This window comes from Nocardiopsis aegyptia (assembly GCF_013410755.1).
Lineage (GTDB): Bacteria > Actinomycetota > Actinomycetes > Streptosporangiales > Streptosporangiaceae > Nocardiopsis > Nocardiopsis aegyptia.
The window spans coordinates 5,304,074-5,327,448 of record NZ_JACCFS010000001.1 but is presented as its reverse complement, the minus strand read 5'-3'; the positions used below and the strand labels follow the sequence as shown (position 1 = coordinate 5,327,448).

General features: G+C 72.8%; 22 protein-coding genes and 1 tRNA gene. 5 read left to right on the top strand and 18 right to left on the bottom strand.

The genetic code is table 11. The features are described from left to right. Positions 1–33 precede the first annotated feature (33 nt). Complete coding sequence (locus HNR10_RS23760; RefSeq protein WP_179827153.1) at positions 34–579, top strand: hypothetical protein; 546 nt, start codon at positions 34–36, stop codon at positions 577–579. 21 nt (positions 580–600) lie between these two features. On the opposite strand, the gene HNR10_RS23755 is transcribed toward HNR10_RS23760, so the two are convergent. Further along, complete coding sequence (locus HNR10_RS23755) at positions 601–1,311, bottom strand: dihydrofolate reductase family protein (RefSeq protein ID WP_312889400.1); 711 nt, start codon at positions 1,309–1,311, stop codon at positions 601–603. Positions 1,312–1,476: 165 nt separating this feature from the next. Here HNR10_RS23755 and HNR10_RS23750 point away from each other — a divergent pair, with 165 nt between their 5' ends. Together HNR10_RS23750 and HNR10_RS23745 are read left to right on the top strand one after the other, a co-directional pair. Beyond that, entirely contained in the window at positions 1,477–2,322 is an 846-nt protein-coding gene (locus HNR10_RS23750) for an MBL fold metallo-hydrolase (RefSeq protein ID WP_179827151.1), read from the top strand. Positions 2,323–2,326: 4 nt separating this feature from the next. Continuing rightward, complete coding sequence (locus HNR10_RS23745; protein WP_179827149.1) at positions 2,327–2,983, top strand: ArsR/SmtB family transcription factor; 657 nt, start codon at positions 2,327–2,329, stop codon at positions 2,981–2,983. Between the two features lie 211 nt (positions 2,984–3,194). Here HNR10_RS23745 and HNR10_RS23740 read toward each other — a convergent pair whose 3' ends face one another. From HNR10_RS23740 to nadD, 5 genes are all read right to left on the bottom strand, one after another. Then, positions 3,195–4,766, bottom strand: coding sequence for a pectate lyase family protein (locus tag HNR10_RS23740; protein ID WP_449410215.1), 1,572 nt, complete (start codon positions 4,764–4,766; stop codon positions 3,195–3,197). Between the two features lie 522 nt (positions 4,767–5,288). Then, a tRNA-Ala gene (locus HNR10_RS23735) sits at positions 5,289–5,361 on the bottom strand. A 79-nt stretch (positions 5,362–5,440) separates the two neighbouring features. Beyond that, the gene (locus HNR10_RS23730; RefSeq protein WP_179827140.1) at positions 5,441–6,064 is read right to left on the bottom strand and encodes a histidine phosphatase family protein; all 624 of its coding nucleotides are present in this window, start codon (positions 6,062–6,064) and stop codon (positions 5,441–5,443) included. Positions 6,065–6,084: 20 nt separating this feature from the next. Continuing rightward, entirely contained in the window at positions 6,085–6,483 is a 399-nt protein-coding gene (rsfS, locus tag HNR10_RS23725; RefSeq protein ID WP_179827138.1) for a ribosome silencing factor, read from the bottom strand. A 17-nt stretch (positions 6,484–6,500) separates the two neighbouring features. After that, the gene (nadD, locus tag HNR10_RS23720; RefSeq protein WP_312889399.1) at positions 6,501–7,148 is read right to left on the bottom strand and encodes a nicotinate-nucleotide adenylyltransferase; all 648 of its coding nucleotides are present in this window, start codon (positions 7,146–7,148) and stop codon (positions 6,501–6,503) included. 226 nt (positions 7,149–7,374) lie between these two features. Between nadD and HNR10_RS23715 the strand changes: the two genes are divergently transcribed. Then, positions 7,375–8,427, top strand: coding sequence for a M48 family metallopeptidase (locus tag HNR10_RS23715; protein WP_179827130.1), 1,053 nt, complete (start codon positions 7,375–7,377; stop codon positions 8,425–8,427). Positions 8,428–8,534: 107 nt separating this feature from the next. Here HNR10_RS23715 and HNR10_RS23710 read toward each other — a convergent pair whose 3' ends face one another. The 4 genes from HNR10_RS23710 to HNR10_RS23695 form a co-directional block, all read right to left on the bottom strand. Then, positions 8,535–9,269, bottom strand: a complete 735-nt coding sequence (locus HNR10_RS23710; protein WP_179827128.1) for an alpha/beta hydrolase — start codon at positions 9,267–9,269, stop codon at positions 8,535–8,537. Positions 9,270–9,420: 151 nt separating this feature from the next. Then, positions 9,421–11,841 carry a bifunctional salicylyl-CoA 5-hydroxylase/oxidoreductase gene (locus HNR10_RS23705; RefSeq protein ID WP_179827126.1) on the bottom strand — a complete coding sequence of 807 codons (2,421 nt, stop codon included), beginning with the start codon at positions 11,839–11,841 and terminating at the stop codon, positions 9,421–9,423. Between the two features lie 83 nt (positions 11,842–11,924). After that, the gene (locus HNR10_RS23700) at positions 11,925–13,556 is read right to left on the bottom strand and encodes an AMP-binding protein (protein ID WP_179827124.1); all 1,632 of its coding nucleotides are present in this window, start codon (positions 13,554–13,556) and stop codon (positions 11,925–11,927) included. A 26-nt stretch (positions 13,557–13,582) separates the two neighbouring features. Then, entirely contained in the window at positions 13,583–14,785 is a 1,203-nt protein-coding gene (locus HNR10_RS23695; RefSeq protein WP_179827122.1) for an acyl-CoA dehydrogenase family protein, read from the bottom strand. Positions 14,786–14,948: 163 nt separating this feature from the next. Here HNR10_RS23695 and HNR10_RS23690 point away from each other — a divergent pair, with 163 nt between their 5' ends. Then, complete coding sequence (locus HNR10_RS23690; RefSeq protein WP_179827120.1) at positions 14,949–15,845, top strand: PaaX family transcriptional regulator; 897 nt, start codon at positions 14,949–14,951, stop codon at positions 15,843–15,845. On the opposite strand, the gene HNR10_RS23685 is transcribed toward HNR10_RS23690, so the two are convergent. The 8 genes from HNR10_RS23685 to HNR10_RS23650 form a co-directional block, all read right to left on the bottom strand. After that, a complete protein-coding gene (locus HNR10_RS23685) occupies positions 15,832–16,242 on the bottom strand; it encodes a RidA family protein (protein ID WP_179829919.1) in 411 nt (136 codons plus the stop codon). The genes HNR10_RS23690 and HNR10_RS23685 overlap by 14 nt on opposite strands. An 80-nt stretch (positions 16,243–16,322) precedes the next feature. Beyond that, positions 16,323–17,150, bottom strand: a complete 828-nt coding sequence (locus HNR10_RS23680; RefSeq protein WP_179827117.1) for an enoyl-CoA hydratase family protein — start codon at positions 17,148–17,150, stop codon at positions 16,323–16,325. Continuing rightward, complete coding sequence (locus HNR10_RS23675) at positions 17,147–17,911, bottom strand: SDR family NAD(P)-dependent oxidoreductase (protein ID WP_179827116.1); 765 nt, start codon at positions 17,909–17,911, stop codon at positions 17,147–17,149. Before HNR10_RS23675 ends, HNR10_RS23680 begins: the two co-directional genes overlap by 4 nt. Positions 17,912–18,096: 185 nt before the next feature. Further along, a complete protein-coding gene (locus HNR10_RS23670) occupies positions 18,097–19,068 on the bottom strand; it encodes a hypothetical protein (protein WP_179827113.1) in 972 nt (323 codons plus the stop codon). Between the two features lie 224 nt (positions 19,069–19,292). Continuing rightward, positions 19,293–20,567 carry a glutamate-5-semialdehyde dehydrogenase gene (locus tag HNR10_RS23665; RefSeq protein ID WP_179827111.1) on the bottom strand — a complete coding sequence of 425 codons (1,275 nt, stop codon included), beginning with the start codon at positions 20,565–20,567 and terminating at the stop codon, positions 19,293–19,295. Between the two features lie 124 nt (positions 20,568–20,691). Then, positions 20,692–21,138, bottom strand: coding sequence for a type II toxin-antitoxin system PemK/MazF family toxin (locus HNR10_RS23660; protein ID WP_376769769.1), 447 nt, complete (start codon positions 21,136–21,138; stop codon positions 20,692–20,694). A gap of 73 nt (positions 21,139–21,211) precedes the next feature. Next, positions 21,212–22,096 (bottom strand): alpha/beta hydrolase fold domain-containing protein, encoded by an 885-nt coding sequence (locus tag HNR10_RS23655; protein ID WP_179827107.1) that lies wholly within the window; start codon positions 22,094–22,096, stop codon positions 21,212–21,214. Positions 22,097–22,240: 144 nt separating this feature from the next. Next, on the bottom strand, positions 22,241–23,335 hold the full coding sequence (locus HNR10_RS23650; RefSeq protein ID WP_179827105.1) for a suppressor of fused domain protein: 1,095 nt from the start codon (positions 23,333–23,335) through the stop codon (positions 22,241–22,243). Positions 23,336–23,375: the final 40 nt, after the last annotated feature.

Here is a 23,375-nt window from a genome sequence, read left to right as displayed (position 1 = left end):
CGGGCGTCCGCCACACGCCCTAGTGTTCGGACCATGGGGGAACACGAATTCCAGCTGGTGCTGCTGCGCAGGATGGCCGACGTCCGACCCGAGCTGGTCGAGGAGGCGGTCCGGCGGCTCGGGGCCTCGCGCACCGAGATGCGTGAGGCCAACCGCCGGTGGCAGGCCGTGGTGCGGGGCCGGCGCGGACCGGCCCGCCACGCCGCGGTGCTCGGCCCCGCCCCGTGGCAGCGGACCGTCGCCGTGGGCGACCTGTCCTGCGAGGCGCGGCGGTGGCCGCTCTCCCTCTGGCCCGACCTGCGCTTCGAGGTGGTCACCGCGCCGGGCGGGGCCGTGGTCCAGGAGTGGCTGGTGCGGCCCCCGGACTCGCCCGCGCCCGTCCTGCGCGGGATCGGGGACCTGCGGCCGTGGTCCTGCGTGATCGACGACGTCGCCCGCGCGCTCCCCTCGACCCCGCTGGAGGGCACCGCGCCGTCGCGCTGGCGGCTGCTGCTCACCGACCCGGAGGGCGGACGCCACGTGGCGGACTTCACCTGGGGCCTGTTGCAGCAGGTCACCGAGGTGCGGCCGCGCGAGTGACGTGTCGGCCGGGGCACCTGCTCAGGCGATGGTCTCCCTGCCGTCCACGACCCTGAACTCCTCCCGCGTCCCGAGGTCGACGGAGGGGTCGGGGACCAGGGTCAGGGCGACCACGCCCCCGTCGCTGACGTGGGAGGACCCGACCCGGAAGCCGCCGGGCGGCGAGGACTCGTCGAAGAGGCGCTTGCCCGGGCCGACCACGACGGGGAAGACCAGCAGCCGGTACACGTCGACCAGGCCGGCGCGGTGCAGGGTCTGGGCCAGCCGCCAGCTGCCGTGGACCTGGAGCTCCCCGCCGGGGCGCTCCTTGAGGGCCCGGACGCGCTCCTCGACGTCCCCGGAGACCACGGTCGTGTCGCCCCACCCGGTGTCGGCCTCCGTGAGCGTGGTGCTCACCACGTGCTTGGGGTGGGTGTTGAGCACCGTGGCGACGCGGTTGCCGGGGTCGGTGACCTTGGGCCAGTAGTCGCGCATCATCTCGAAGGTGGTGCGGCCGAGCAGGATCTCCTCCGCCTCCGCGAACCACTCCCCGACGACCACGCGCTCGAAGACCTCGTCCTCGCCGAACGGCATGACCCAGCCGCCGCGTGTGAAGCCTCCGCTGGTGTCCTCCTCGCGCCCGCCCGGGCCCTGCATGACGCCGTCGAGGCTGAGGAACGTGTTGACGCTGAGCCGCATGTCGATCTCCCAGGTGTCGGGCGGCCCCTCGGCCGCGCTCTCCCTACAGACCACGAACGGCGCTCGGGGTCATCGATCCCCGCCGGTGTTTTCCGGATCCGGGGGGCGAGCCACGCCCAGGTGCCCGGGTGTCCTCCTTGCCCGGGTGTCCTCCTTGCGCGGCCCACTCCGATACCACTATTCTATCGATCGCTGGATTAAGCGAGAAGGAGCGACCCCATGAGCCCCCACACCCTGCCCGGACCGATCGCCGACTTCTGGGTCTGCCGCACCTGCGGAGCCGACTTCGACCCCTCCCCCACGGCCCCCGCCGCCTGCCCCCTCTGCGAGGACGAACGCCAGTGGGTGCCGCCGGCCGGCCACCGCCTGGCCACCCGCACCGCACTCGCCGAGGAGGGCATGCGGACGGTCCTGCGCCCGGTCCAGGACTCCGTCACCGGCCTCGGCGTCGAGCCCGGCCTGGGCGTGGGCCACCGCGGCGTCCTGGTGCGGACCGAGGCGGGCAACCTGCTGTGGGACCCGCCGGGTTTCCTGGACGAGGCCGCCGTGGCCGAGGTCGAGCGCCTGGGCGGGGTCTCCGTGGTCGCCTCCAGCCACCCGCACATGTACGGCGCGGCGGTGGAGTGGGCCGACCTCTTCGGCGCGAGCCTCGACCTGCCCGAAGCCGACGTGTCCTGGCTCCAGCGCTCCTCCGACCGGGTGCGCACCTGGAGCGGCGAGCACCGGCCGCTCCCGGGCCTGACCGTCGTCCAGACGGGCGGCCACTTCCCCGGCAGCGCGGTCCTGCACCTGGCCGACGGGCGCGGGACGCTCTTCACCGGCGACACCATCATGGTCACCCCCGGCGGCGACCGGATCACCTTCATGTTCAGCGCGCCCAACCGTCTGCCCATGCCCGAACGGCTCGTGCGCCGTGTCGTGGCCGCCGTCGAACCGCTGGAGTTCGACACCATCCACGGCGGCTGGTGGGACCCCAGCATCCGCACCGGGGCCAAGGAGGTCGTCCGGTGCGGTGCCGAACGCTACATCGCCTACCTGCGCGGCGACCTGCCGGAGTACGACTGAGGTCATGACCGATTTTCCCGAAGCACCCGTGTACGAGCGTCTGGCCCGCCTGGGCAAGGCGCTGTCCGCCCCGGTGCGCCTGCGCCTGCTCGACCTGCTCGACCAGGGCGAGTGCACGGTGGAGGAGCTCGCCCAGCGGGGCGGCTTCCCGCTCAAGAACACCTCGTCGCACCTGCAGCAGCTGCGCGCGGCGGGGCTGGTGGCGACCCGCAGGGAGGGCACCCGGATCCACTACTCGCTCCGCGACCACGGGGTGTCCGGCTTCCTCGGCCGGTTCCAGGAGTTCGCCGAGGAGCGGATGCCGGACCTCCGGCAGGAGATCCAGGACCACCTGGGGCACGAGGGCAGCGTCGAGGCGGTCACCCACGACGAACTGGACGGCATGGTCGAGCGCGGCGAGGTGCTCCTGGTGGACCTGAGGTCGGCCGCGGAGTACGAGGAGGGGCACCTGCCCGGCGCGGTCTCGGTGCCCTCCCGGGAGCTGGCCGACCGGTGGGACGAACTGCCCTGGGACACCACGATCGTGGCCTACTGCCAGGGGCCGTACTGCGTCGTCTCCCCGCGTGCGGTGCGACTGCTCCGGGAGGCCGGGCGCAGCGCGCGCAGCCTCAGGGGCGGCTACGTCGACTGGAAGCGCCGCCGGGGCGCGTCCGCCGACTGACCGCGGTCATCGCCGCGCGCGAGCGCCGGCCTGGTCCGGCGCGTGGCGATCATCCTCGGCCTGGTCTGGCTCGTGGCCCCTACGGCGCCGCGCTCCCATGAGCGAACGGCCGGCCCACCCGAGGGATTCGGGCGGACCGGCCGCACCGGTCACAGGCCGGCCTCGCCCCGCGGCGGCCGCCGCGGGGCGGCCGCCCGGGTCGGGGCTCCGGTCAGGAGCCGGCGTAGGTCTCGAACTCGGCGACGCGGGGGGTGCCGTTCGAGCCGGTGATCTCGAAGTCGATCTTGCGCAGCGAGACCGTGTCGAAGGCGATGACGCCCGCCCCGCTGCCGGTGGCCAGGACCTCGCCGGAGTCGTGGTCCACGACCCGCCAGGAGCCGATGTTGCCCTCCGCCCCGGCCGCCTCGCGGATGTTGATCGAGGACACCGCGGTGTCGGAGTCCCACTTGACCGAGATCCGGCCGGTCGAGCCGCTCGGCGACCAGTAGGAGCCCATGTCACCGTCGACGACGTTCCCGTAGCTGGTCCCGCTCGCCTTGCTCGAACCGTCCGCACCGGCCCCGGCACTCAGGTTGGTCCCGTCCGGGGGATCGGTCGGCTCGGGGTCGGTCGGGTCCGGGTCGGTGGGGTCGGGGTCGGTCGGCTCTGGGTCCGTGGGGTCGGTCGGGTCCGGGTCCTGCGCCTCGCAGTCGCCGTCCGAGACCCGGTTGCCGGTGCCCGCGCCCGCGGTCTGGGCCAGCACCTCCGGCACGCAGCCGGCGTCGTCGAGCTCGTAGGAGTAGGGGATGTTCACCGACGTGGTGGACCGCGGGTCCGGGCCGGCGGGGTAGTTCTCGTCGCCCTCGCTGGACCAGGTCACGTTGTCGAAGATGTTGCCGTTGACCTCCCAGGAGCCCCTCTCGTTGGTGTAGAAGGTGCCCAGGACGTCCTTGGAGTCCTCGAAGTAGTTGTTGTCCACCTGCACGCTGGCCCCGGCCCGGGAGTTGATGCCGGACTTCTGGATCCCCACGAAGTGGTTGTTGTACGTGTGCCCGACGCCGCCGCGCAGAAGGGGCGTGCGCGAGTCGATGTTCTCGTACAGGTTGTGGTGGTACGTGACGTAGCCGTTCGAGCGGTCGCTCTCACTGGAGCCGACCAGTCCGCCGCGGCCGGAGTCGCGCAGGATGCTGTACGAGAGGGTGACGTACTGGGTGTTGTTCTTCATGTCGAAGAGGGCGTCGTAGCCGTCGGACTCGCCGCCGGACGCCTGCAGGGTGACGTGGTCGACCCAGACGTTGCGGACGTCGCTCTCCATCCCGATGGCGTCGCCGCCGTTGGACGTGGGCGAGCCGGACTTCTTGACGTTCTGGACGGTCACGTTCTGGATGATGATGTTGCTGGACCCGCGGATGTGGATACCCAGCTCGTCGAACACGGCCCCGCCGCCGGTGCCGACGATCGTGACGTTGCTGATGTTCTTGAGCTCGATCACGTCGTCGGCGGTGTCGCAGCTGTCACCCGACACCTTGGAGGTGTTGCCGTGGTCGATGGTCCCCTCGACCTCGATGATGATCGGGGTGCTGCTGTCGGCCCGGCCGCACAGGGCCTGGTGGATCTCGGTACCGGTCGAGGCCTGGACCGTCTGTCCGCCCTCGCCGCCGGTGGTCCCGCCGTTCTGGGTCGCGAAACCCGTGGCGCTACCGGTCTGCGCGGACGCCATGGACATCGGCACGGCGATTCCGGCCGTCACCAAGGCCGCGGCGGCCAGCGTCGACACGAGTCCACGCGTCGTCGTACGTCTCACAGTGACCCTCCTTGTAGGGGGTGAAGAGGGGAGGTGCTCTACCTCACAGTAGAGAAAGCGCTTTCCATGTCAAGGGGGGTTAATGCAACCGTTTGTAAGAATCCTGGGCATTCCACGGCCTTATGAGCCCTGTGGCCTGCGACTTTGCCGAATCCGACAGAGTGTTCAGAATTCGGGAGCCCGAACGGTGCAACCGCTTGGACTCCAGGGCGCAGCCGTGTGGCCGCGGCCGAGCGGCGTCACGAAGGTGGGGAAGGGAGTTCCCGGGGTCCGGGGGTCGTCCCCCGAAAAGCAGGAGGCCCGCACGGGAGGTTGCGCAGCAACCGACCATGCGGGCCGCCCTCGGGGGACCGGGGGTCGCCCCCCGAAAGAAACGACGAGAGGACCCGGCGAGGCGGCCGAAGGCCACCGAGCAAGGTCCTCTCGGGGTGCGGGGGTCCGGGGGTCGTCCCCCGAAAGAAACGACGAGAGGACCCGGCGAGGCGGCCGAAGGCCACCGAGCAGGGTCCTCTCGGACTCGAGTGGAGCTATGGGGATTCGAACCCCAGACCTCCTCCATGCCATGGAGGCGCGCTACCAACTGCGCCATAGCCCCGTGTGGGAGTCGTCGGGGGCGGGCCCCTTCCGACTCCCAGAACCATAGCGGAATCCGGCGCGAACGTCGAAACGGATCCTCAGGCGTCGTCGCTGAGGACGACCGGTTCGGGCAGGCTGGCGGCGTTGTGCTCCATCAGGCGCCACTGGTCGCGGCGCCGCTGGAGCACGGTCCAGCTGCAGTTGCTGAGCGGGCCGAGGATCTCGCGCTGCTCGTCGGGCACGCCCAGCATCCGGGCGATGGCCACGCGCAGCGCCGCCCCGTGGCTGACGACCACGAGCAGTCCGCCCGCCGGGGTGCGCTCCAGCGCGCGGTCGACGGCCGCGCTCATGCGGTCCCCGACCTCACTGATGTGCTCCCCGTCCGGGATGTCCATGCGCGCGTGCTCGATCGGCCAGCGCGCGGACAGCTCGACGCCCGTCAGGCCCTCCCAGGACCCGCCGAAGCGCTCGCGCAGGCCCTTGTCGAACTCCACCGGGAGCCCGCAGGCACGGCTGAGGTATCCGGCGGTGTCCGCCGTGCGCTTGAGGTCGGAGGAGACGATGAGGGACGGCCCCATCGTCGCGAGCAGCCGCCCCGCCCGCTCGGCCTGGGCGTGGCCGACCGGGTCGAGTTCGATGTCGGTCTGCCCCTGGAAGCGGTTCTCGACGTTCCATGCCGTGCGTCCGTGCCGCCAGAACAGTACTCGGGGCGTGTCGCTCACGTGGTGTCTCTCCGCTCGGGTTACTGCTCGTCCAGCGGGGTGCGGTCGGTGCCTCGCGCCCCTTCGGGGAGGTCGATCTCGGGGCAGTCCTTCCACAGCCGCTCCAGGCCGTAGAAGCCGCGCTCCTCCTCGTGCTGGATGTGCACGACGATGTCGGCGTAGTCGAGCAGCACCCACCGGCCGTCGCGCTCGCCCTCGCGGCGCACCGGCTTGGCCCCGCCCTGGAGGCGGAGCTGGTCCTCGATCCCGTCGACGATCGAACGGACCTGTCGGTCGTTCGGCGCCGAGCAGAGCACGAAGGCCTCGGTGATGACGAGCTGCTCGCTGACGTCGTAGGCGATGATCTCCTGGGCGAGCTTGTCGGATGCGGCCTGGGCCGCGACCTTGACCAGTTCGAGTGCCCTGTCGGTGACTGTCACGTTGTGCTTGCTGCCTTTCAGCTCTCGCGGTAGAGCCCGGTCTTGTGGATGTAGCGGACGATGCCGTCGGGGACGAGGTACCAGATGGGTTCGCCCTTGCGGACCCGCTCCCGGCACTCCGTCGAGGAGATGGCCAGGGCCGGTACCTCCACCAGCGAGACCTTGCCCTCGGGCAGTCCGGTGTCGCTGAGGTGGTGTCCGGGACGGTTACAGCCTACGAAATGCGCGAGCTCGAAAAGTTCGTCCACGTTGTGCCAGCTCAGAATGGCGCCGAGGGCGTCGGCCCCGGTGATGAAGAACAGTTCCACATCGGGGCCGTAGGTGTGGCGCATCTGGCGCAGGGTGTCGATGGTGTAGGTGGGGCCGTCGCGGTCGATCTCGACCCGGTCCACGCGGAACTGGGGGTTCTCCGCGGTGGCGATGACGGTCATCAGGTAGCGGTCCTCGGAGGGGGTGACCTTGTCGAGGTCCTTCTGCCAGGGCCGGCCGGTCGGGACGAAGACGACCTCGTCGAGTCCGAACAGGTGGGCGACCTCACTGGCCGCGACGAGGTGTCCGTGGTGGATGGGGTCGAAAGTACCGCCCATGATGCCGACCCTGGCCGGGGCCCCTGCCCTGTGCCGGGTCGGCTCACCCGCGGTCGCGCCGTCTGATGCGTGCGCCACTGTGCGCTCCTGAGTCGTTTCACGGTGGACGTTGCCGGGATCGGCCAACCGAGGTTAGCCGACGCGGGCCTCGCGTCCGCTCATGCCCCTTGTGTACGTCAACGACCCGGAACGCGCGGTACTTCCGAGAGCTTCCCGGAGCGATCGCGAGAGACCCGCGAATCGCGTCATATCTCGATGGCCCGAAACCGTGGCCAAGCGGCATCACGGCGCATAGCATGCCGATATGGCCAACACTCCAGACCGCGTACGCGTCCGGCTCCCCGAGATCTCGCCCCGTGCCTACGAGCACCCCGCCGACCGCGGCGCACTGGTCGCGCTGCGATCGCTGCGCGGGTTCGACGAGGTGTTCAAGCGCATGTCGGGCCTGTTCAACGAGCGCGCCCTACGACTCATGTTCCTGTCCGGCGCGGTGCGCGTGGGACCCACCCAGTTCCCGCACCTGTACGACTACGTCCGCGACGCCGCCTACGTCCTGGACCTGGACGAGGTGCCCGAGCTCTACGTCCAGATGAACCCCAAGCCCAACGCCATGGCGATCGGCAGCCAGAAGCCGTTCATCGTCATGACCACGGGGCTGTTCGACCTGTTGGAGGCCGAGGAGCAGCGCTTCGTCATCGGCCACGAGGTCGGGCACATCCTGAGCGGGCACGCCGTCTACCGCACCATGCTGCTGGCGCTGATCCAGCTGGCGGCCCGCGTGGCGTGGATCCCCCTCGGCTACATCGGGCTGCGCGCCATCGTCGCCGCCCTGGAGGAGTGGTACCGCAAGTCCGAACTGTCCTGCGACCGCGCCGGCCTGCTGGCCTGCCAGGACCCCGACGCCGCCAAGCGCGCCCTGATGAAGCTCGCGGGCGGCTCCAAGCTCGTGGAGATGAACCCGGACGCCTTCCTGGAGCAGGCCCGGGAGTACGAGTCCGGCGGCGACGCCCGCGACAGCTTCCTCAAGCTGCTCAGCCTGATGGGCACCACGCACCCCTTCGCGGTGGTGCGCCTGGCCCAGCTGCACCGGTGGATCGACGACGGCTCCTACCGGCGCATCATCGACGGCGACTACCCGCGGCGCGCCAGCGACCGCGACGCCAAGGTGGGCGAGGAGGCGCGCAACGCCGCCAACTCCTACAAGGAGTCCTGGGAGCGGTCCGAGGACCCGCTGCTGGGGACCCTGCGCGACGTCGCGGGCAGTGCGGCCAGCGCCGGCGGGAAGATCTTCGACAGCGTCGCGGACCGCTGGCGCGGCGGCCCGCGCCGCGACGAGGGCGCCAACGGCTCCTCCTGACCGGCCGGCTCCGAGGGGCGGTCCCCAGGGGCCGCCCCTCGGCGCGTCCCGCCCTCGGGGTGCTGCCCCGGACACCCCACGACCCTGGACGACCGCACGGCCCGGGGTCATCCCTCCAGGTGCTCGCGCACGCCCCGCCAGGCCGCGTGGGCCGGGTCGATGACTGCGAAGTGGTCGGCTCCCGCCACCTCGTGATAGGTCACCGTGTCCCCGGCCGCTCGGGCCGCGGCCACGTAGTCGCGGCTGTGCTCCACCGGGACGCGCTGGTCGGCGTCGCCGTGGACGACCAGCAACGGCACCCCGACCGGCACCTGCCGTACCGGTGAGCCGAACGCGTACAGCTCGTCCGAGGGGTCCGCGCCCAGGAACGGGGTGACGGCGCCCTCCCCCAGCCCGGCCCGGTCACTGCGCTCCAGATCGGTGACGGGCGCCAGGGCGACCACCGACGTCACCGGGTTCTCCCCCGCCGCGCCGGCGTTGAGCAGGGCCAGGTGCCCGCCGGCGGAGTGGCCGACGGCCACCACCCGGGACGTGTCGAACCGGCCCGGCTCGCGGGCGGCCGTGTCGGCGAGCAGTCCCAGGGCGTCGCCGACGTCGTCGAGGGTGTGCGGCCAGCCGCCGCCGTCGGCGCCGGTCCGCCGGTACTCCACGTTCCAGACCGCCCATCCGGCGTCGGACAGGTCGCGGGCCAGCGGGTCCATGAGGTGGGCGTCGTGGAGGTCGCGCCACCAGCCGCCGTGGAGCAGGACCGCGACGGGCGCGGGCGCGCCGCCGGGCCCCCGCGCCTCCCAGCGGTGCACGGTCTGACTGGGGTGGTCGCCGTAGGACACGGTGGTCGGCACGGGTACTCCTCGTGGTGCGGTCGTCGGTCGGTCGGAAGGTCGGTGGGCGGCAGGTGTCCCGCGGCGGTGCGCGTCCGTACGTCCGCCCGCGGACACCCGTCCGCGGGCCTCGCCCGCGGGCGACCGGCCGCGGGCGCGAGGCTCCGGACGGTCATCCGCCCGGACGCCAGCGCCGGTGCCGGGTCCCGGCGGCGCCCCGGCCGTCCAGCAGGGCCAACCGCGGACGGGGGCCGTCCGTGCGCCCGGTGGGCGGCTTGCGGCTGCCCGCGCGGAACGGTGTCGGCCAGGTGGCGCCCGGGCCCTCGTAGCCCTGTTCGGCGGCGGCGTGCAGTGTCCAGTGCGGGTCGTACAGGTGCGGCCGGGCGAGCGCGCACAGGTCGGCGCGACCGGCCAGGAGGGTCGAGTTGACGTCATCGTAGGACGAGATCGCCCCGACCGCGATCACGGGCACACCCGCCTCCCGGCGGATCCGCTCGGCGAAGGGCACCTGGTAGCTGCGCCCGAAGGCGGGCCGTTCGTCGGGGGTGACCTGGCCGGTGGAGACGTCGATGGCGTCGGCTCCGGCGTCGGCGAACGCGCGGGCGATGGCCACGGCGTCCGCCGCCGTGGTGCCGTCCTCGACCCAGTCGGTGGCGGAGATGCGCACGGTGAGCGGTTTGTGGCGGGGCCAGACGGCGCGGACGGCGGCCATCACCTCCAGCGGGTAGCGCAGCCGACCGCTCAGGTCGCCGCCGTAGCGGTCGGTCCGGTGGTTGGTGACCGGCGACAGGAAGCTGGAGAGCAGGTAGCCGTGGGCGCAGTGCAGTTCGAGGACGTCGAACCCGGCGCGGTCGGCGGCCCGCGCGGCGGCCGTGAAGTCGTCGCGGACGGCCGCCAGCCCCTCCCCGTCGAGCTCCCGTGGGACCTGGTTGACGCCGGGGCGGTAGGGCAGCGGTGAGGGCGCCACGACCGGCCAGTTGCCCTCCGCGAGCGGCTGGTCGATGCCCTCCCACATCAGGCGGGTGGAGCCCTTGCGCCCCGAGTGGCCGAGCTGGACGCCGATCCGCGCCGGGGAGTGCTCGTGCACGAAGTCGGTGACCCGGCGCCACGCCGTCTCGTGCTCGGGCCGGTACAGGCCGGTGCAGCCGGGGGTGATGCGCCCCTCGGCCGACACGCACACCATCTCGGTCATGACCAGTCCGGCCCCGCCCAGCGCCTTCCCGCCCAGGTGGACCAGGTGGAAGTCCTGGGGCGTGCCGTCCACGGCGGAGTACATGTCCATGGCCGAGACCACGACCCGGTTGGCGAGTTCGGTCTCCCCCAGCCGGAAGGGGTGGAACATCGGGGGACGCCGCTCGGCGGGCGCACGACCGGTGGCGGCGCCGCTTCGGGAGCCGGTCCCCTCCGCGGTGTCGTGCGCGGCGCCGGCCGCGACCTGGCCGGCGAACCAGTCGTCGACGCGGGCCACGAACTCGGGGTCCCGCAGGCGCAGGTTGTCGTAGGTGACCCGGCGGCTGCGGGTGAGGAGGTTGAACGCGAACTGGACGGGTTCCTGCCCCACGTGCCGGCCGATGTCCTCGAACCACTCCAGGCTGGCCTGGGCGGCGCGCTGGGTGCTGGCCACGACCGGCAGGCGCTCGTCCTCGTAGGCGGCCAGGGCCGCGTCGAGGGTGTCGTGCTCGTGCAGGCAGGCGGCGAGGGCCAGGGCGTCCTCCATGGCGAGCTTGGTGCCCGAGCCGATGGAGAAGTGGGCGGTGTGCGCGGCGTCGCCGAGCAGGACGGTGTTGCCGTGCCGCCACGTGGCGTTTCGCACGGTGGTGAAGCTCTGCCAGCGCGAGTGGTTGGGCCGCAGCCGGTGCCCGTCCAGGACGTCGGCGAAGAGCTTCTCGCAGCGGGCGATGCTCTCGGTGTCGCTCGCCCCCGGCGCCGGGTCGCGCGGGGCGAGGTCGGCGAATCCGGCCGCGCGCCACACCTCCTCGTGCATCTCCACCAGGAACGTGCTGGTGTCCGTGGCGTAGGGGTAGCAGTGCAGCTGCATCACGCCGTGCGGTGTCTCCAGGACGTGGAACCGGAAGGCGTCGAAGACCAGGTCGGTGCCCAGCCACATGAACCGGTTGCCGCGCCGGTCGAGGGTGGTGCCGAAGGCGTCGGCGTGCGCGGCCCGGGTGGCGCTGTTGGCGCCGTCGGCGGCCACGACGAGGTCGTGGGTGCGGGCGAGCTCGTCCGCCGGCGGGGCCTCGGTGCGGGTGCGCACCGCGACGCCGAGTTCGGCGCAGCGGGCGCGCAGGATCTGCAGGAGGCGGCGGCGTCCGATCGCGGCGAACCCGTGGCCGCCGGAGGTGACGACCGTGCCCCGGTAGTGGATGTCGATGTCGTCCCAGCGCGCGAACCCGGCCGCCAGCGCGGTGTACACGTCCGGGTCGGCGTGCTCGATGCCGCCGAGGGTCTCGTCGGACAGCACGACCCCGAAACCGAACGTGTCGTCGGGCGCGTTGCGCTCGTACACGGTGATCTCGTGCGCGGGGTCGAGCCGCTTGGTCAGTGCCGCGAAGTAGAGGCCGCCGGGGCCGCCTCCGACGCATGCGATGCGCATGCCGCCCGCCTTTCTGCCGCATTCGGTTCCTGGCCGTGTCCCCAGGCCCGGGTCCGGCCCCGGAGCCCTCGCCCATACCCGGTTCAGGGCGCCTCGCGGAGCTTGAACCGCTGGAGCTTGCCGGTGGCCGTGCGCGGCAGCGCGGCCAGGAACTCGATGGAACGCGGCGTCTTGTAGGGGCTGATCCGCTCGCGGACGTGCTCCTTGAGCCGGGCCGCCGTGTCGTCCCCGGGGGCGGTGCCCTCGCGCAGCACCACGTAGGCGCGCGCGATCTGGCCGCGCTCGGGGTCGGGCACGCCCACGACGGCGGTCTCCTCGACCTCCGGGGCGGTGAGCAGCGCCTCCTCCACCTCCGACGGGGAGATGTTGTAGCCGGCGGAGACGATCATGTCGTCGCTGCGCGCCCGGTACCAGAGGTAGCCGTCCTCGTCGCGGACGTAGGTGTCGCCGGTGAGGTTCCAGCCGTGCCGGACGTAGACGGTCTGGCGCTCGTCGGCGAGGTACCGGCAGCCGATCGGGCCCCGGATCGCCAGGTGGCCGGGCTCGCCGTCCGGCACGGGCCGGCCCTCGTCGTCCAGGACGGCGGCGGTGAATCCGGGAACCGGCACACCGGTGGACCCGGGGCGCAGGTGCTCGTCCGAGGAGGACACGAAGATGTGCAGCATCTCGGTGGCCCCGATGCCGTCGAGCATGCGCACTCCGGTCGCCTCGTACCAGGCCTGCCACGTGGCCGCGGGCAGGTGTTCCCCGGCGGAGACGCACCGGCGCAGGCCGGACAGGTCGTGGCCGTCCAGGCGCGCGAGCATGGCGCGGTAGGCCGTGGGCGCGGTGAACACGATCGTGGCGCCGCGCTGGGAGACCGCGTCCAGCAGTGCCTCGGGGCGGGGGCGCTCCAGCAGGATCGAGGAGGCGCCCGCACGCAGGGGGAAGACGAGCAGGCCGCCCAGGCCGAACGTGAACCCGAAGGGCGGGCTTCCGGTGAAGACGTCGTCCGGGGTGGGCCGGAGCACCCGCGCGGAGTAGGTGTCGGCGATCGCCAGGACGTCGCGGTGGAAGTGCACACAGCCCTTGGGCGCTCCGGTGGTGCCGGAGGTGTAGGCGATCATGCAGGCGTCGTCGGCGGCGACGCGGACCGCGGTGAACGGCGCGGGGTGCTGCTGAGCGCGCACCGTGAGGTCGTCGGCGCCGGTCCCCCCGTAGGCCAGGAGCGCGGGCTCGGCGCCCAGGTCGGCGGCGCTGTCGGCGCAGGCGGTGGCCAGGTCGTCGAGGAAGCGGGCGTCGCACAGGGCGTGGGTGACGCGGGCGGAGCGCAGGACGGTGGCCAGTTCGGCGGCGCGCAGGACGGGCAGGACGGTGACGACCACGCCGCCGGCCTTGAGGACGGCGAGCCAGCAGGCGGCCGTCCACGGGGAGTTGGGGCCGCGCAGCAGGACGCGCCCTCCGGGGACCAGGCCGGTCTCCTCCACCAGGACGTGCGCGATCCGGTCGACGCGGTCGCGCAGCTCACCGTAGGTCCAGGACTCGTCCTCACCGGTCAGGCACGCGCGGTCGGCACCGTGGGCGGCGATGGTCGCGTCCAGGAGCTGCTCGGCGCAGTTGAGGCGGTCGGGGTAGGCGGGCCCGTGGTCGAGGGTGAGCACGGGCCACTGTTCCGGCGGCGGCAGGTGGTCGCGGGTGAAGGTGTCGACGTGGCCGGTGGGTGACAGGGACGACATGGATGCCTCCGGTCGGGACCTGGTGTCTACGAGTGCCGGGCGATGATCTGGCGCTGCACCTCCGAGGCGCCTTCGTAGACGCGGGGGGCGCGGACCTCGCGGTAGAGGTGTTCGAGCAGGTGGCCGCGTTCCAGCGCGCGGGCTCCGTGCAGCTGGACGGCGGCGTCGACGACGTACTGGGCGGTCTCGGTGGCGAAGAGCTTGGCCATGGCCGAGCGGACGGTGACGGAGTCCCCGCCGGAGTCGTACTCCGCCGCGGCGGAGTAGACGAGCAGGCGGGCCGCCTCGGTGCGGGTGGCCATCTCGGCCAGGGTGTGGGCGACCGTCTGGAGCCGGTCCAGGGGACCGCCGAAGGCCTCCCGCTCGCGGGTGTGCGCGCGGGCGGCGGCCAGCGCGGCGTCGGCCATGCCCACGGCGAACGCGCCGACGCTGGGACGGAACAGGTCGAGTGTGCGCATGGCCACGGGAAAGCCCTGGTCCGGAGTGCCGATGACGTCGTCCGGGCCGACGGGGACCCCGTCCATGACCAGGTGTCCCAGCGCGTGCGGGGAGAGCATCTCCAGCGGGGTGCCCGACAGGCCGGGCCGGTCGGCGGGGACGAGGAAGGCGGTCACGCCCCGGGACCGGGCGCCCGGGGTGGTCCGGGCGAAGACCGTGTAGAAGTCGGCCTCGGGCGCGTTGGAGATCCAGGTCTTCTCGCCGTGCAGGCGCCACCCGTCGCCGTCGGGGCGCGCGGCCAGGGCGAGGGCGGCGGCGTCGGATCCGGCGCCGGGCTCGGTGAGGGCGAAGGCAGCCACGGCCGCGCCGGAGGCCGCGGCGGGGATCCACCGGCGGCGCTGGGCGTCGGTGCCGGACTGCAGGACGGGATAGGCGCCCAGGCCCTGGAGGGCCAGCGCGGTCTCGGCGTGGGTGTCGACGCGGGCCAACCGCTCCCGGAGCAGGCAGATGCGCGTGGCGGGCGCCTCCCGTAGCGGTCCGTCGGCACCGCCCGCCCCAGGTCCGCCGCCCTCGGCTCCGCCGCCGTGGACGCCTCCGCTCCCGGGAGCGGCCCCGCCGGGAACGGCGGAACCGGGGAAGAGCGCCGGCAGGAGTCCCGCCTCGGCCAGGCGGCGCAGCAGCCCGCGGTCGACCCGGCCCGGTGGCGCCGCCGGGCCACCGGAGCGCGCGAGTTCGGTGGCGCGCGCGTCCACCCAGTCGGCGAACACGCGGTCGGCGTCGGACAAGCCCATGGGCGACCTCGACTCTCGTAGTGATCCACCCCACATTCCCGAATCTACAGGAAGTATGACGGCCGTCAATAGATCAACATGAGATGTTGGTCGACACCACCGGCCCGACCCCGCGTCGGACGCGACCTCGGGACCGCCGGCCCCGCCGCGCTATCGTGTGTCCGTGACGTCAAACAGCGATCAGGCACCCCTGGCGGCGACCGGGGACCCCGAGAGGGTCAACCGCCGCCCGCGCTCGCTGATCGTCTCCTTCTTCGGCACCTACGCCCGCGACATCGGCGGATGGATCAGCGTCGCCGACCTCATCGCCCTCATGGCCGAGCTCGGCGTGGACGCGCCCTCGGTCCGCTCGGCCGTCTCCCGGCTCAAACGGCGCGGGCTCCTGGCCCCCGAGCGCCTCGGCGGCGTGGCCGGGTACCGGCTCTCCGACGAGGGGCGGCACATCCTCGCCGAGGGCGACCGCCGCATCTTCGGCCACCAGGTGGCCAGGGTGGGCGACGGCTGGGTGCTGGTGGTGTTCTCCGTCCCCGAGTCCGAGCGCCGGCGCCGCCACGCACTGCGCTCCCGGCTGACCAGGCTCGGATTCGGCACGACCGCCGCCGGGGTGTGGATCGCGCCCGCGCACATGACCGACCAGGCCCGCCAGGCCCTGCGCGACCTCGGCATGGACGGCTACGCGGAACTGTTCCACGCCACCCACCTGGACTTTCGCGACCTGAGCGAGGCGGTGGCCCTCTGGTGGGACCTGCCCGCCCTCCAGGCGATGTACCAGGAGTTCCTGTCCGAGCACGAGCCCGTCCTGGGCGCCTGGCGCCGCGCCGGAGCCGCGGGGCGCACCGGTCCCGCCGGGACGGCCGACCCGCGGGCGGCGGCCTTCGCCGACCACCTGCGGACCGTGGACGCCTGGCGCCGGATGCCCTTCCTCGACCCGGGCCTGCCGCCCGAGCTGCTGCCCGGCCCGTGGGCGGGCAGCCGCGCCTCCCGGGTGTTCTTCGACCTGCACGCCCGGCTGCGCGTGCCGGGCCTGGAGCACGTGCGCTCGGTCGTCAGTCGGGGATGACGGCCAGGCCGACGAGCTCCACCAGGGCCTCCGGGTCGTAGAGCTCCGTGACGCCGAACAGCGCCATCGCCGGGTAGTGGCGTCCCAGGTGGCGGCGGTAGATCCGGCCGATCTCCCTGGCGGCGGCCCGGTAGCCGGAGACGTCGGTGGTGTAGACGGTGAGGGTGACCAGGTGCTCGGGTGCGGCGCCCGCGGCGCGCACCGCGGTCACCACGTTGGCCAGCGCCAGGTCGAACTGGGCGGTGAGACCCTCCGCGGCCAGGCGTCCGTCCACCCCCGAGGCGATCTGCCCCGCCAGGTGGACCGTCGTGCCCGGAGCCGTCACGACGGCGTGGGAGAAGCCCACAGGAGGCCCGAGCTCGGGCGGGTTCACCAGGGTGTGCGGCGTCGGGAGCATGGGGTTGGGCGGAAATTCGTCCGGCGGGAAGCCGTCCGGCGGGAAGCCGTCCGGCGGGAAGGCGTTCGGTTCGGGTCCCATCAGCGGCCCTTCCATTCGGGTCGGCGCTTGCCGGTGAAGGCGGCGTGGAACTCGGCGTAGTCGGCGCTCTTCATCAGCAGTGCCTGGGTCATGGCCTCCAGCTCGATCGACCCGGACAGGTTCATGTCCAGTTCGCGGGAGAGCAGGGCTTTGGTCTGGGCGTAGCCGAAGGCGGGTCCGCCCGACAGGCGCTCGGCCAGCGCGGCGACCGCGGAGTCCAGGGCGTCGTCCTCCACGAGCTCGCTCACCAGACCGCAGCGGTCGGCCTCCTCCGCGCCGATGGTGTCGCCGAGCATGAGCAGCCGGGTGGCGTGGCCGAGCCCGACCACGCGCGGCAGCAGGTAGGCGGCGCCCATGTCGGCGCCGGAGAGCCCCACCTTGGTGAAGAGGAAGGCGAACCGGGCCGACCGGGCCACCACCCGGAAGTCGGCGGCCAGGGCCAGGACGGACCCGGCGCCGGCCGCGATGCCGTGCACGCCCGCGATCACCGGGACCGGGCACTCCCGCATGGCCTTGACCACCTCGCCGGTCATCCGGGTGAAGGCGAGGAGGTCGTCGGGGTCCATCCGCAGGGTCGCGCCGATGATCTCGTCCACGTCGCCGCCGGAGCAGAACCCGCGCCCGCTCCCCCGCAGGACCAGGACCCGGGTGTCGCCGCGGTGCGGCAGTTCGAGCAGCAGGTCGCGCAGGTCGGCGTAGGCCTCGAAGGTCAGGGCGTTGAGCTTGTCGGGGCGGTCGAGGGTCACCGTCGCCACACCATCGGCGCGGTGGAGGTCGAAGTGGTCCCAGCGGTCGTTCAGGGGTACGGACCCCCGGAATGGGCTCACGAGTGGATGCCTCCTCCGTCGATGGTCAGGGTCTGGCCGTTGACCGCGCGCGCCGCCGGGCTCACGAAGTAGGCGACGGCGGCGGCCACCTCCTCCGGTTCGATGAGCCGGCCCAGGGGCGAGGCCGCGGCCAGGGCCGCCTCGGCCTGGTCGGCGTCGCGGCCGGTGCGCTCGACGATGTGGGCCACCGAGCGGTCGGTCATGGGGCTGCGGACGAACGTGGGGCACACGGCGTTGCTGGTGACACCGGTGCCGGACACCTCGGCCGCCACGGCGCGGGCCAGCCCGAGCATGGCGTGTTTGGAGGCGGTGTAGGCGGCCGTGTAGCGGGCGCCCACCAGCGCCGCGGTGGAGGCGATGAACACCACCCGCCCGTGGTCGCGTTCGAGCATGCCGTTGAGCAGGGTGCGGGTGAGCAGGAAGGCGGAGGTCGCGTTGACGCGGATCTGGTCCTCCCACAGCTCCAGACCGGTCCCCCGCAGGGGCGCCGTCCGCGCGGTCCCGGCGTTGTTGACCAGGACCGACACCGGTTCAAGCCGTTCGGCGACGGAGACCACCTGCTGTTCGTCGCGCAGGTCGCACACCTCGGTGCGCACGGCCAGGCCGTAGGCGCCGGCCTCCCGTTCCAGGGCGGCCAGTCGGGCGGAGTCGCGCCCGAGGGCCACGACCTCGTACCCCTCGGAGGCGAGCGCGACCACGATCGCCCGTCCGATACCGCCGGATCCTCCCGAGACCACGACACGCCGCACGGAGTCAGCCATGTGTGGACTCTATCACTCGACCATGACCGTCGTCAGGGTTACAACATAGAACTGGCCGGCCTCCCGGCCCCGGACACACGACAGCGCCGACGGTGTGGGGACCGTCGGCGCTGCTGCGATGTTCGTGTCCGCCCGGCTGTGGGGACCGGGCACCCGGTTGTGGGGACCGGGGGTGCTACGCGCCCCTAGAAGGCGGGACCGGCCTCCATGGCCTCGTCGATGGTCTCGGAGCGCGCTTCCTCGACCTCGCTCTGCAGCCCGTCCTCGTGCTCGGCGAACTCCTCGGTGACGGCGGCGGCCAGGGCGCGCAGGGCGACCTCCTCGGTGAGGATCTCGCCGCGCACGCGGTTGGCGTCGCCGACCTGGGCGGTCGGCTGGTTGCCGGAGGTGACCAGGTCGCCGCCGACGATGTTGTTGTCGACGTAGGCGCCACCGGTGACGTCGCTGACGGTCAGGTCGCCGTCCACGTAGTTGACCGAGGAGCAGAAGTCCTCCTGCTCGCCGGCGCCGACCGCGATCGGGCCGGTGCCGCCGGTGAACGTGGCGTCGCCGATCACCTCGCTGTCGCACAGGATGCCGCCGCTGGTGGCAGCCGTGACGGTGAGGTCTCCGCGCACGACGGAGTCGTAGAGGTCGGCGAACTCCACGCCCTCGGCCTTGACCGCACCGCCCACGCGCGATCCGGACACGTAGACCGTGCCCGTGGAGGCGTTGATGTTGCGGACCGAGGAGTCGACGACGTAGGCGAAGCCGTCGTTGGCGGCGCCGTCGACGGCGACCGTGCGCAGGGCGGCAGCGGCGGAGCTGTCCTCCAGGTAGGTGCCGTAGGAGCCGCGGTTGACGACCCGGTCGCCGAGCGAGCTCTCCGAGGCGTCGAAGTAGCCGTCCTTGCGGACGATCACCTCGCCCTCGATCTCGCCGCCGACGACGTGCAGGTTGGCGCCCTGCCGGACGATCACGTCGCCCTGGACGACGGTGCCGTCCAGGTAGCAGCTCTCACCCGCCGGGACCGCCAGGTCCGTGGGCAGGGTGACGGCACCGCCGTGTCCCGAGCACAGGGTGACCAGGTCGGCCTGGGCCGGAGAGGCCATCAGGGTGGATCCGCCGACGGCGAGTGCCGCCACGGCCACGGTCGCGGCCTTGTTCCGGAGCTTCATGCGAGGGGGTTCCTCTCGTGGTGACTGCGGGGGAACGGGCGCTCCTCGGGAACCGAGAGCGGGGTGAGCGCCGTGACACCTCAGCGAAGCTACCGACTCGTGGTCGCTTTGGGAATCCTCTTTGGACGAATATCCGCTTCCGTCCAGGTTTCCAACACGAGAATGCTCCGCGTGCCAAGGCATCGCGGAGCCGCACGGCCGGCCACGGGCGCGGCCGGCCGTGGCTACTTCAGGTGGCCGTCCCCGGTGACCACGTACTTCGTGGAGGTCATCTCGGTGAGTCCCATCGGCCCGCGGGCGTGCAGCTTCTGCGTGGAGATGCCGATCTCCGCGCCGAAGCCGAACTCGCCGCCGTCGGTGAAGCGCGTGGAGGCGTTGACCATGACCGCGGCGGAGTCCACCCGGGACACGAAGTACCGGGAGGCCCGCAGGGAGTCGGTGACGATGGCCTCGGTGTGCTGGGTGGAGTACCGCCGGATGTGCGCGAGCGCGTCGTCGATGGTGGGCACCACGCGCACGGCCAGGTCCATGGACAGGTACTCCGTGGACCAGTCCTCCTCGGTGGCCTCGACCACGGTCGCCGGGGAGCCGTGGGCGGCGGCGACCGACCGGACGCGCTCGTCGCCGTGCACCGTTACGCCCGCCTCGGCGAGGGAGTCCAGGACGCGCGGCAGGAAGGCGTCGGCGACGTCGGCGTGGACCAGCAGGGTCTCGGCGGCGTTGCACACCGAGCAGCGCTGGGCCTTGGCGTTGGTGGCGATGGCCACCGCCTTGTCCAGGTCGGCGTCGGCGTCCACGTAGACGTGGCACAGCCCCTCGCCGGTCTCGATGACCGGGACCGTGGAGTCGCGCACGACCGACTGGATGAGCGTCTTGCCGCCGCGCGGGATGAGGACGTCGACGAGTCCGCGGGCCCGCATGAGGGCGGTGGCGGACTCGCGGGTGCGGCCGGGCACGAGCTGGACGGCGTCGACCGGGACGCCGGTGCCCTCCAGGGCCTCCCGCAGGACCGCCACGATCGCGCTGTTGGAGGAGTAGGCGGAGGAGGAGCCGCGCAGCAGGACCGCGTTGCCGCTCTTGAGGCACAGGGCCGCGGCGTCCACGGTGACGTTGGGGCGCCCCTCGTAGATGATGCCGATGACGCCGAGCGGCACGCGGATCTGGCGCAGGTCCAGGCCGTTGGGCAGGACGCCGCCGCGCACCGACTCGCCCACCGGGTCCGGGAGCTCGACGATCTCGCGCACGGCGTCGGCGATGGCCTCGACGCGCTGCGGAGTGAGGGTGAGCCGGTCGATCATCGCCGGCGTGGTGCCGTCCGCCTTCGCCCGCTCGACGTCCTCGGCGTTGGCGGCCGTGATCTCCTCGGCGCGCTTGACGAGGGTGTCGGCGACGGCCAGCAGCGCGGCGTCCTTCACGGCCCGGCTGAGCGGGGCGAGGTCGGCCGCCGCGTCCTTGGCACGTGCGGCGACCGCGTGGACCTCGCGCTCGATCTCACTCATGGCGTTCTCTCCGTGTCAGGGCACTCCGGTGGTCGGGTTCCAGCGTATCCGGCCCGGCCGATCGGTGGGCGGCGCCGTCCACACTGTGGACACCGCGCACCGGCCGGGTGGCACGGACCTCGACTCACTGCCAGCCGTACCGGCTGCGCAGGACGTCGGCGACCAGCCAGAAGAGTTCCTCGTCCATGACGGCGGCCTCGCGGCGGATGGCGTCCTCGTCGAACTCGAAGAGGCGGTCCACCCGGATGAACGAGTCGCGCCGCTCGCGGTCCCAGGGGCCGGAGCCGATCGGTAGCCAGTCCTCGCGCTCGTGGTGGTCGGGGGTCCGCGAGGACAGCATCAGGCCGTGCAGCCGGGCGGCGCGTCGGCCGACCACCAGCATGGGCCGGTCCTTGCCCTGTCCGGGGTCCTCCTCGAAGGGGACCCAGGTCCACACGACCTCGCCCGCGTCGGCGAGGCCGTCGCGTTCGGGGGCGTAGACGAGCCTGGTCGCGTTGCCGGCGGTGGGGATCTCGCGTACCGCGCCCCGGTGGGGGTGGGCGTCGGCCGCATTCGTCACAGGTCGGTTCACGCCCCGCATCCTAGGCCCTGGGCACGCGCCGGCGCACGGCGCGCCCGCCCGGGGTCGGCCGCGGACCCGCCGCTCAGACCGTCCGGAGCGTGCGCAGGATCCGCGCCCGGGCCCGCCGCCCCTCCGGGGACGGGATGAGCGGGAAGACGTGGATGGCGCCCTCCTCCTCGTACAGTTCCGAGGTTCCGCCGGCCAGGGCGATGAGGTCGTTCAGGCGCCGGGTGTCGGGGTGGAACACGTCGGCGGTGCCGATGTAGAGGTCCACCGGCGGCAGGTCCTCCAGGGGCCCGTTGACCGGGCTCAGGGAGGGCAGGGCGAGGTCGTCGCCGCCCGCCCACGCCCGCGCGGCCTCGCGGAGCCACACCGGGCTGAGCCAGGGGTCGCGGACCTCGATCAGCGGGATGTCCGGGTGCGACAGCGTCAGGTCCACCCACGGTGAGACGAGCAGGAGCCGGGCGGGCCGGGGCAGGCCCTGCTCCGGAAGGTCCTGGGTGAGGGCGAGGACCAGCCCGGCGCCCGCGGAGTCGCCGGCGAACACCGTGCGCTCGGGCGAGGTGTAGGCCAGCAGCTCGCGGTAGACCGCCACCAGGAACCCGAACGCCTCGCGGTGGGTGTGCTCCGGCGCCAGCCCGTAGATCGGCACCTCGACCCGGAAGCCCTCGTCGACGATGTGGGCGACCATGACCCAGTGCCACGGCGAGATCTCGGAGACGTAGGAGCCGCCGTGGACGTAGAGGACCGACCGGGCGGGCTCCCCGTGCGCGGGCAGCACGGTGTAGCTGTCGAACCCTCCGACGCTGCGCCGGTCGACCCGGTGCCGCCGGGTGAACCAGAGGGGCGGCGCGGGGTCGTCCTTGGGCTCGTGGAGGCGTTTGCGGGCCCCGTCCACGCTCTCCACCGGCCGCTTTCGCGTCCGGCGCAGCCCCGCCGCGAGCAGCCGCATCGCCAGACTCGACATGCGTCGTTCCTCCCCCTCAGAACTGACTCGTCCTGAGAGGAACCTTTTCACGTCCGATGGGCGGGACGGCCCAGGCACCCCTGATCGCGCGTCCGCGTCGGTCCGCACGCTGGGCGGGCGGAGCGGGCGGGTCCACCGCAGGGATCAGCCCACGACCTCCCCCGTCTCCTTGCCGTACTCGTCGAGCATGACCGTGGGCACGACCTCCAGCCGCAGTCCCGGCATCGCGGTGAACGGGGTGGTGCCGCGCTCGGGCCGCAGGGCCGAGGTGAGCTCGTCCAGCGCCGCCGGCGGGACCACGATGGTCAGCACGTCCTCCCCCTCGTCGCGGACGGCGTGCTCCTCGCCCGGCACGAAGCCCACGGCGGCGCCGTCGGCCTCCAGCAGCAGTCCGTGGCCGAACGGCAGCCGGCCGCGCAGGGTCTGGGCGACGGCGGGTGCCTGGAGGGCCCCGATGCGGACCAGGGCGCCGGCGCCGTCGAGTTCCCAGGAGACGTTGCCCACGTACAGCGCACCGGTCGTGGAGCCGTCGCGCTCCACGCCCTCGCGGACGGCGGCGGCGAACGCGGGGTCGGTCATCCGCGAGGGGCGGTCGACGTCGGTGACGTACAGCGGGGCGGTCGGCTCCAGGAGGTCGAGGACGCCCGTGGTGCTCCACTGCCCGGCGGCCTCGTACTCGTCCACGGCCAGCCCGACCACCTGCAGGAAGCCCACCCGGCCGTGCGGGGTGTCGATCGAGCCGAGTTCGGGGTCCTCGGCGAAGCCCAGCGCGCGCATCACCGAGTCCTGGCGGTCGGTCGCGATGGGGCCGTTGGCGTTCATCCGGTGGCCCGGCTCGAACCGGTTCCCCGAGGTGCACACGTACCGGGCGAGGTTCTGCATCAGCGCGGCCGCCCACATGGGGGGCGTGTCCTCGTCCGGGTTCCGGACCGGCCGGAAGGTCAGTTCGAAGCCCCAGCCGGATTCCTCGGCGTGGTCCGACTCCTTGCGGTACAGCTCGGTCAGGCCGTAGCCCACCATGTGCCAGTGCGGTACCGGTTCGGTGCGCGGGTAGGCGCTGATCCCGTCGAGCGGGTCCTTGCCGCCCAGTGACCACGGGAGCATGGTCGCCAGGTGCTTGGGGTCCACGCCCGGGTACAGGGCGGCCAGGGCGCCGTCGATCGCCTCCCATCCGGGAGCGGAGTCGTCCTCGCCGATGCGGTCGCTGTCGTCGATACGGTCGGTGCCGTCGTTGTCCATGGCCGATAGACGGACCCGCCCCGGATCCGGTTCCCTTCCG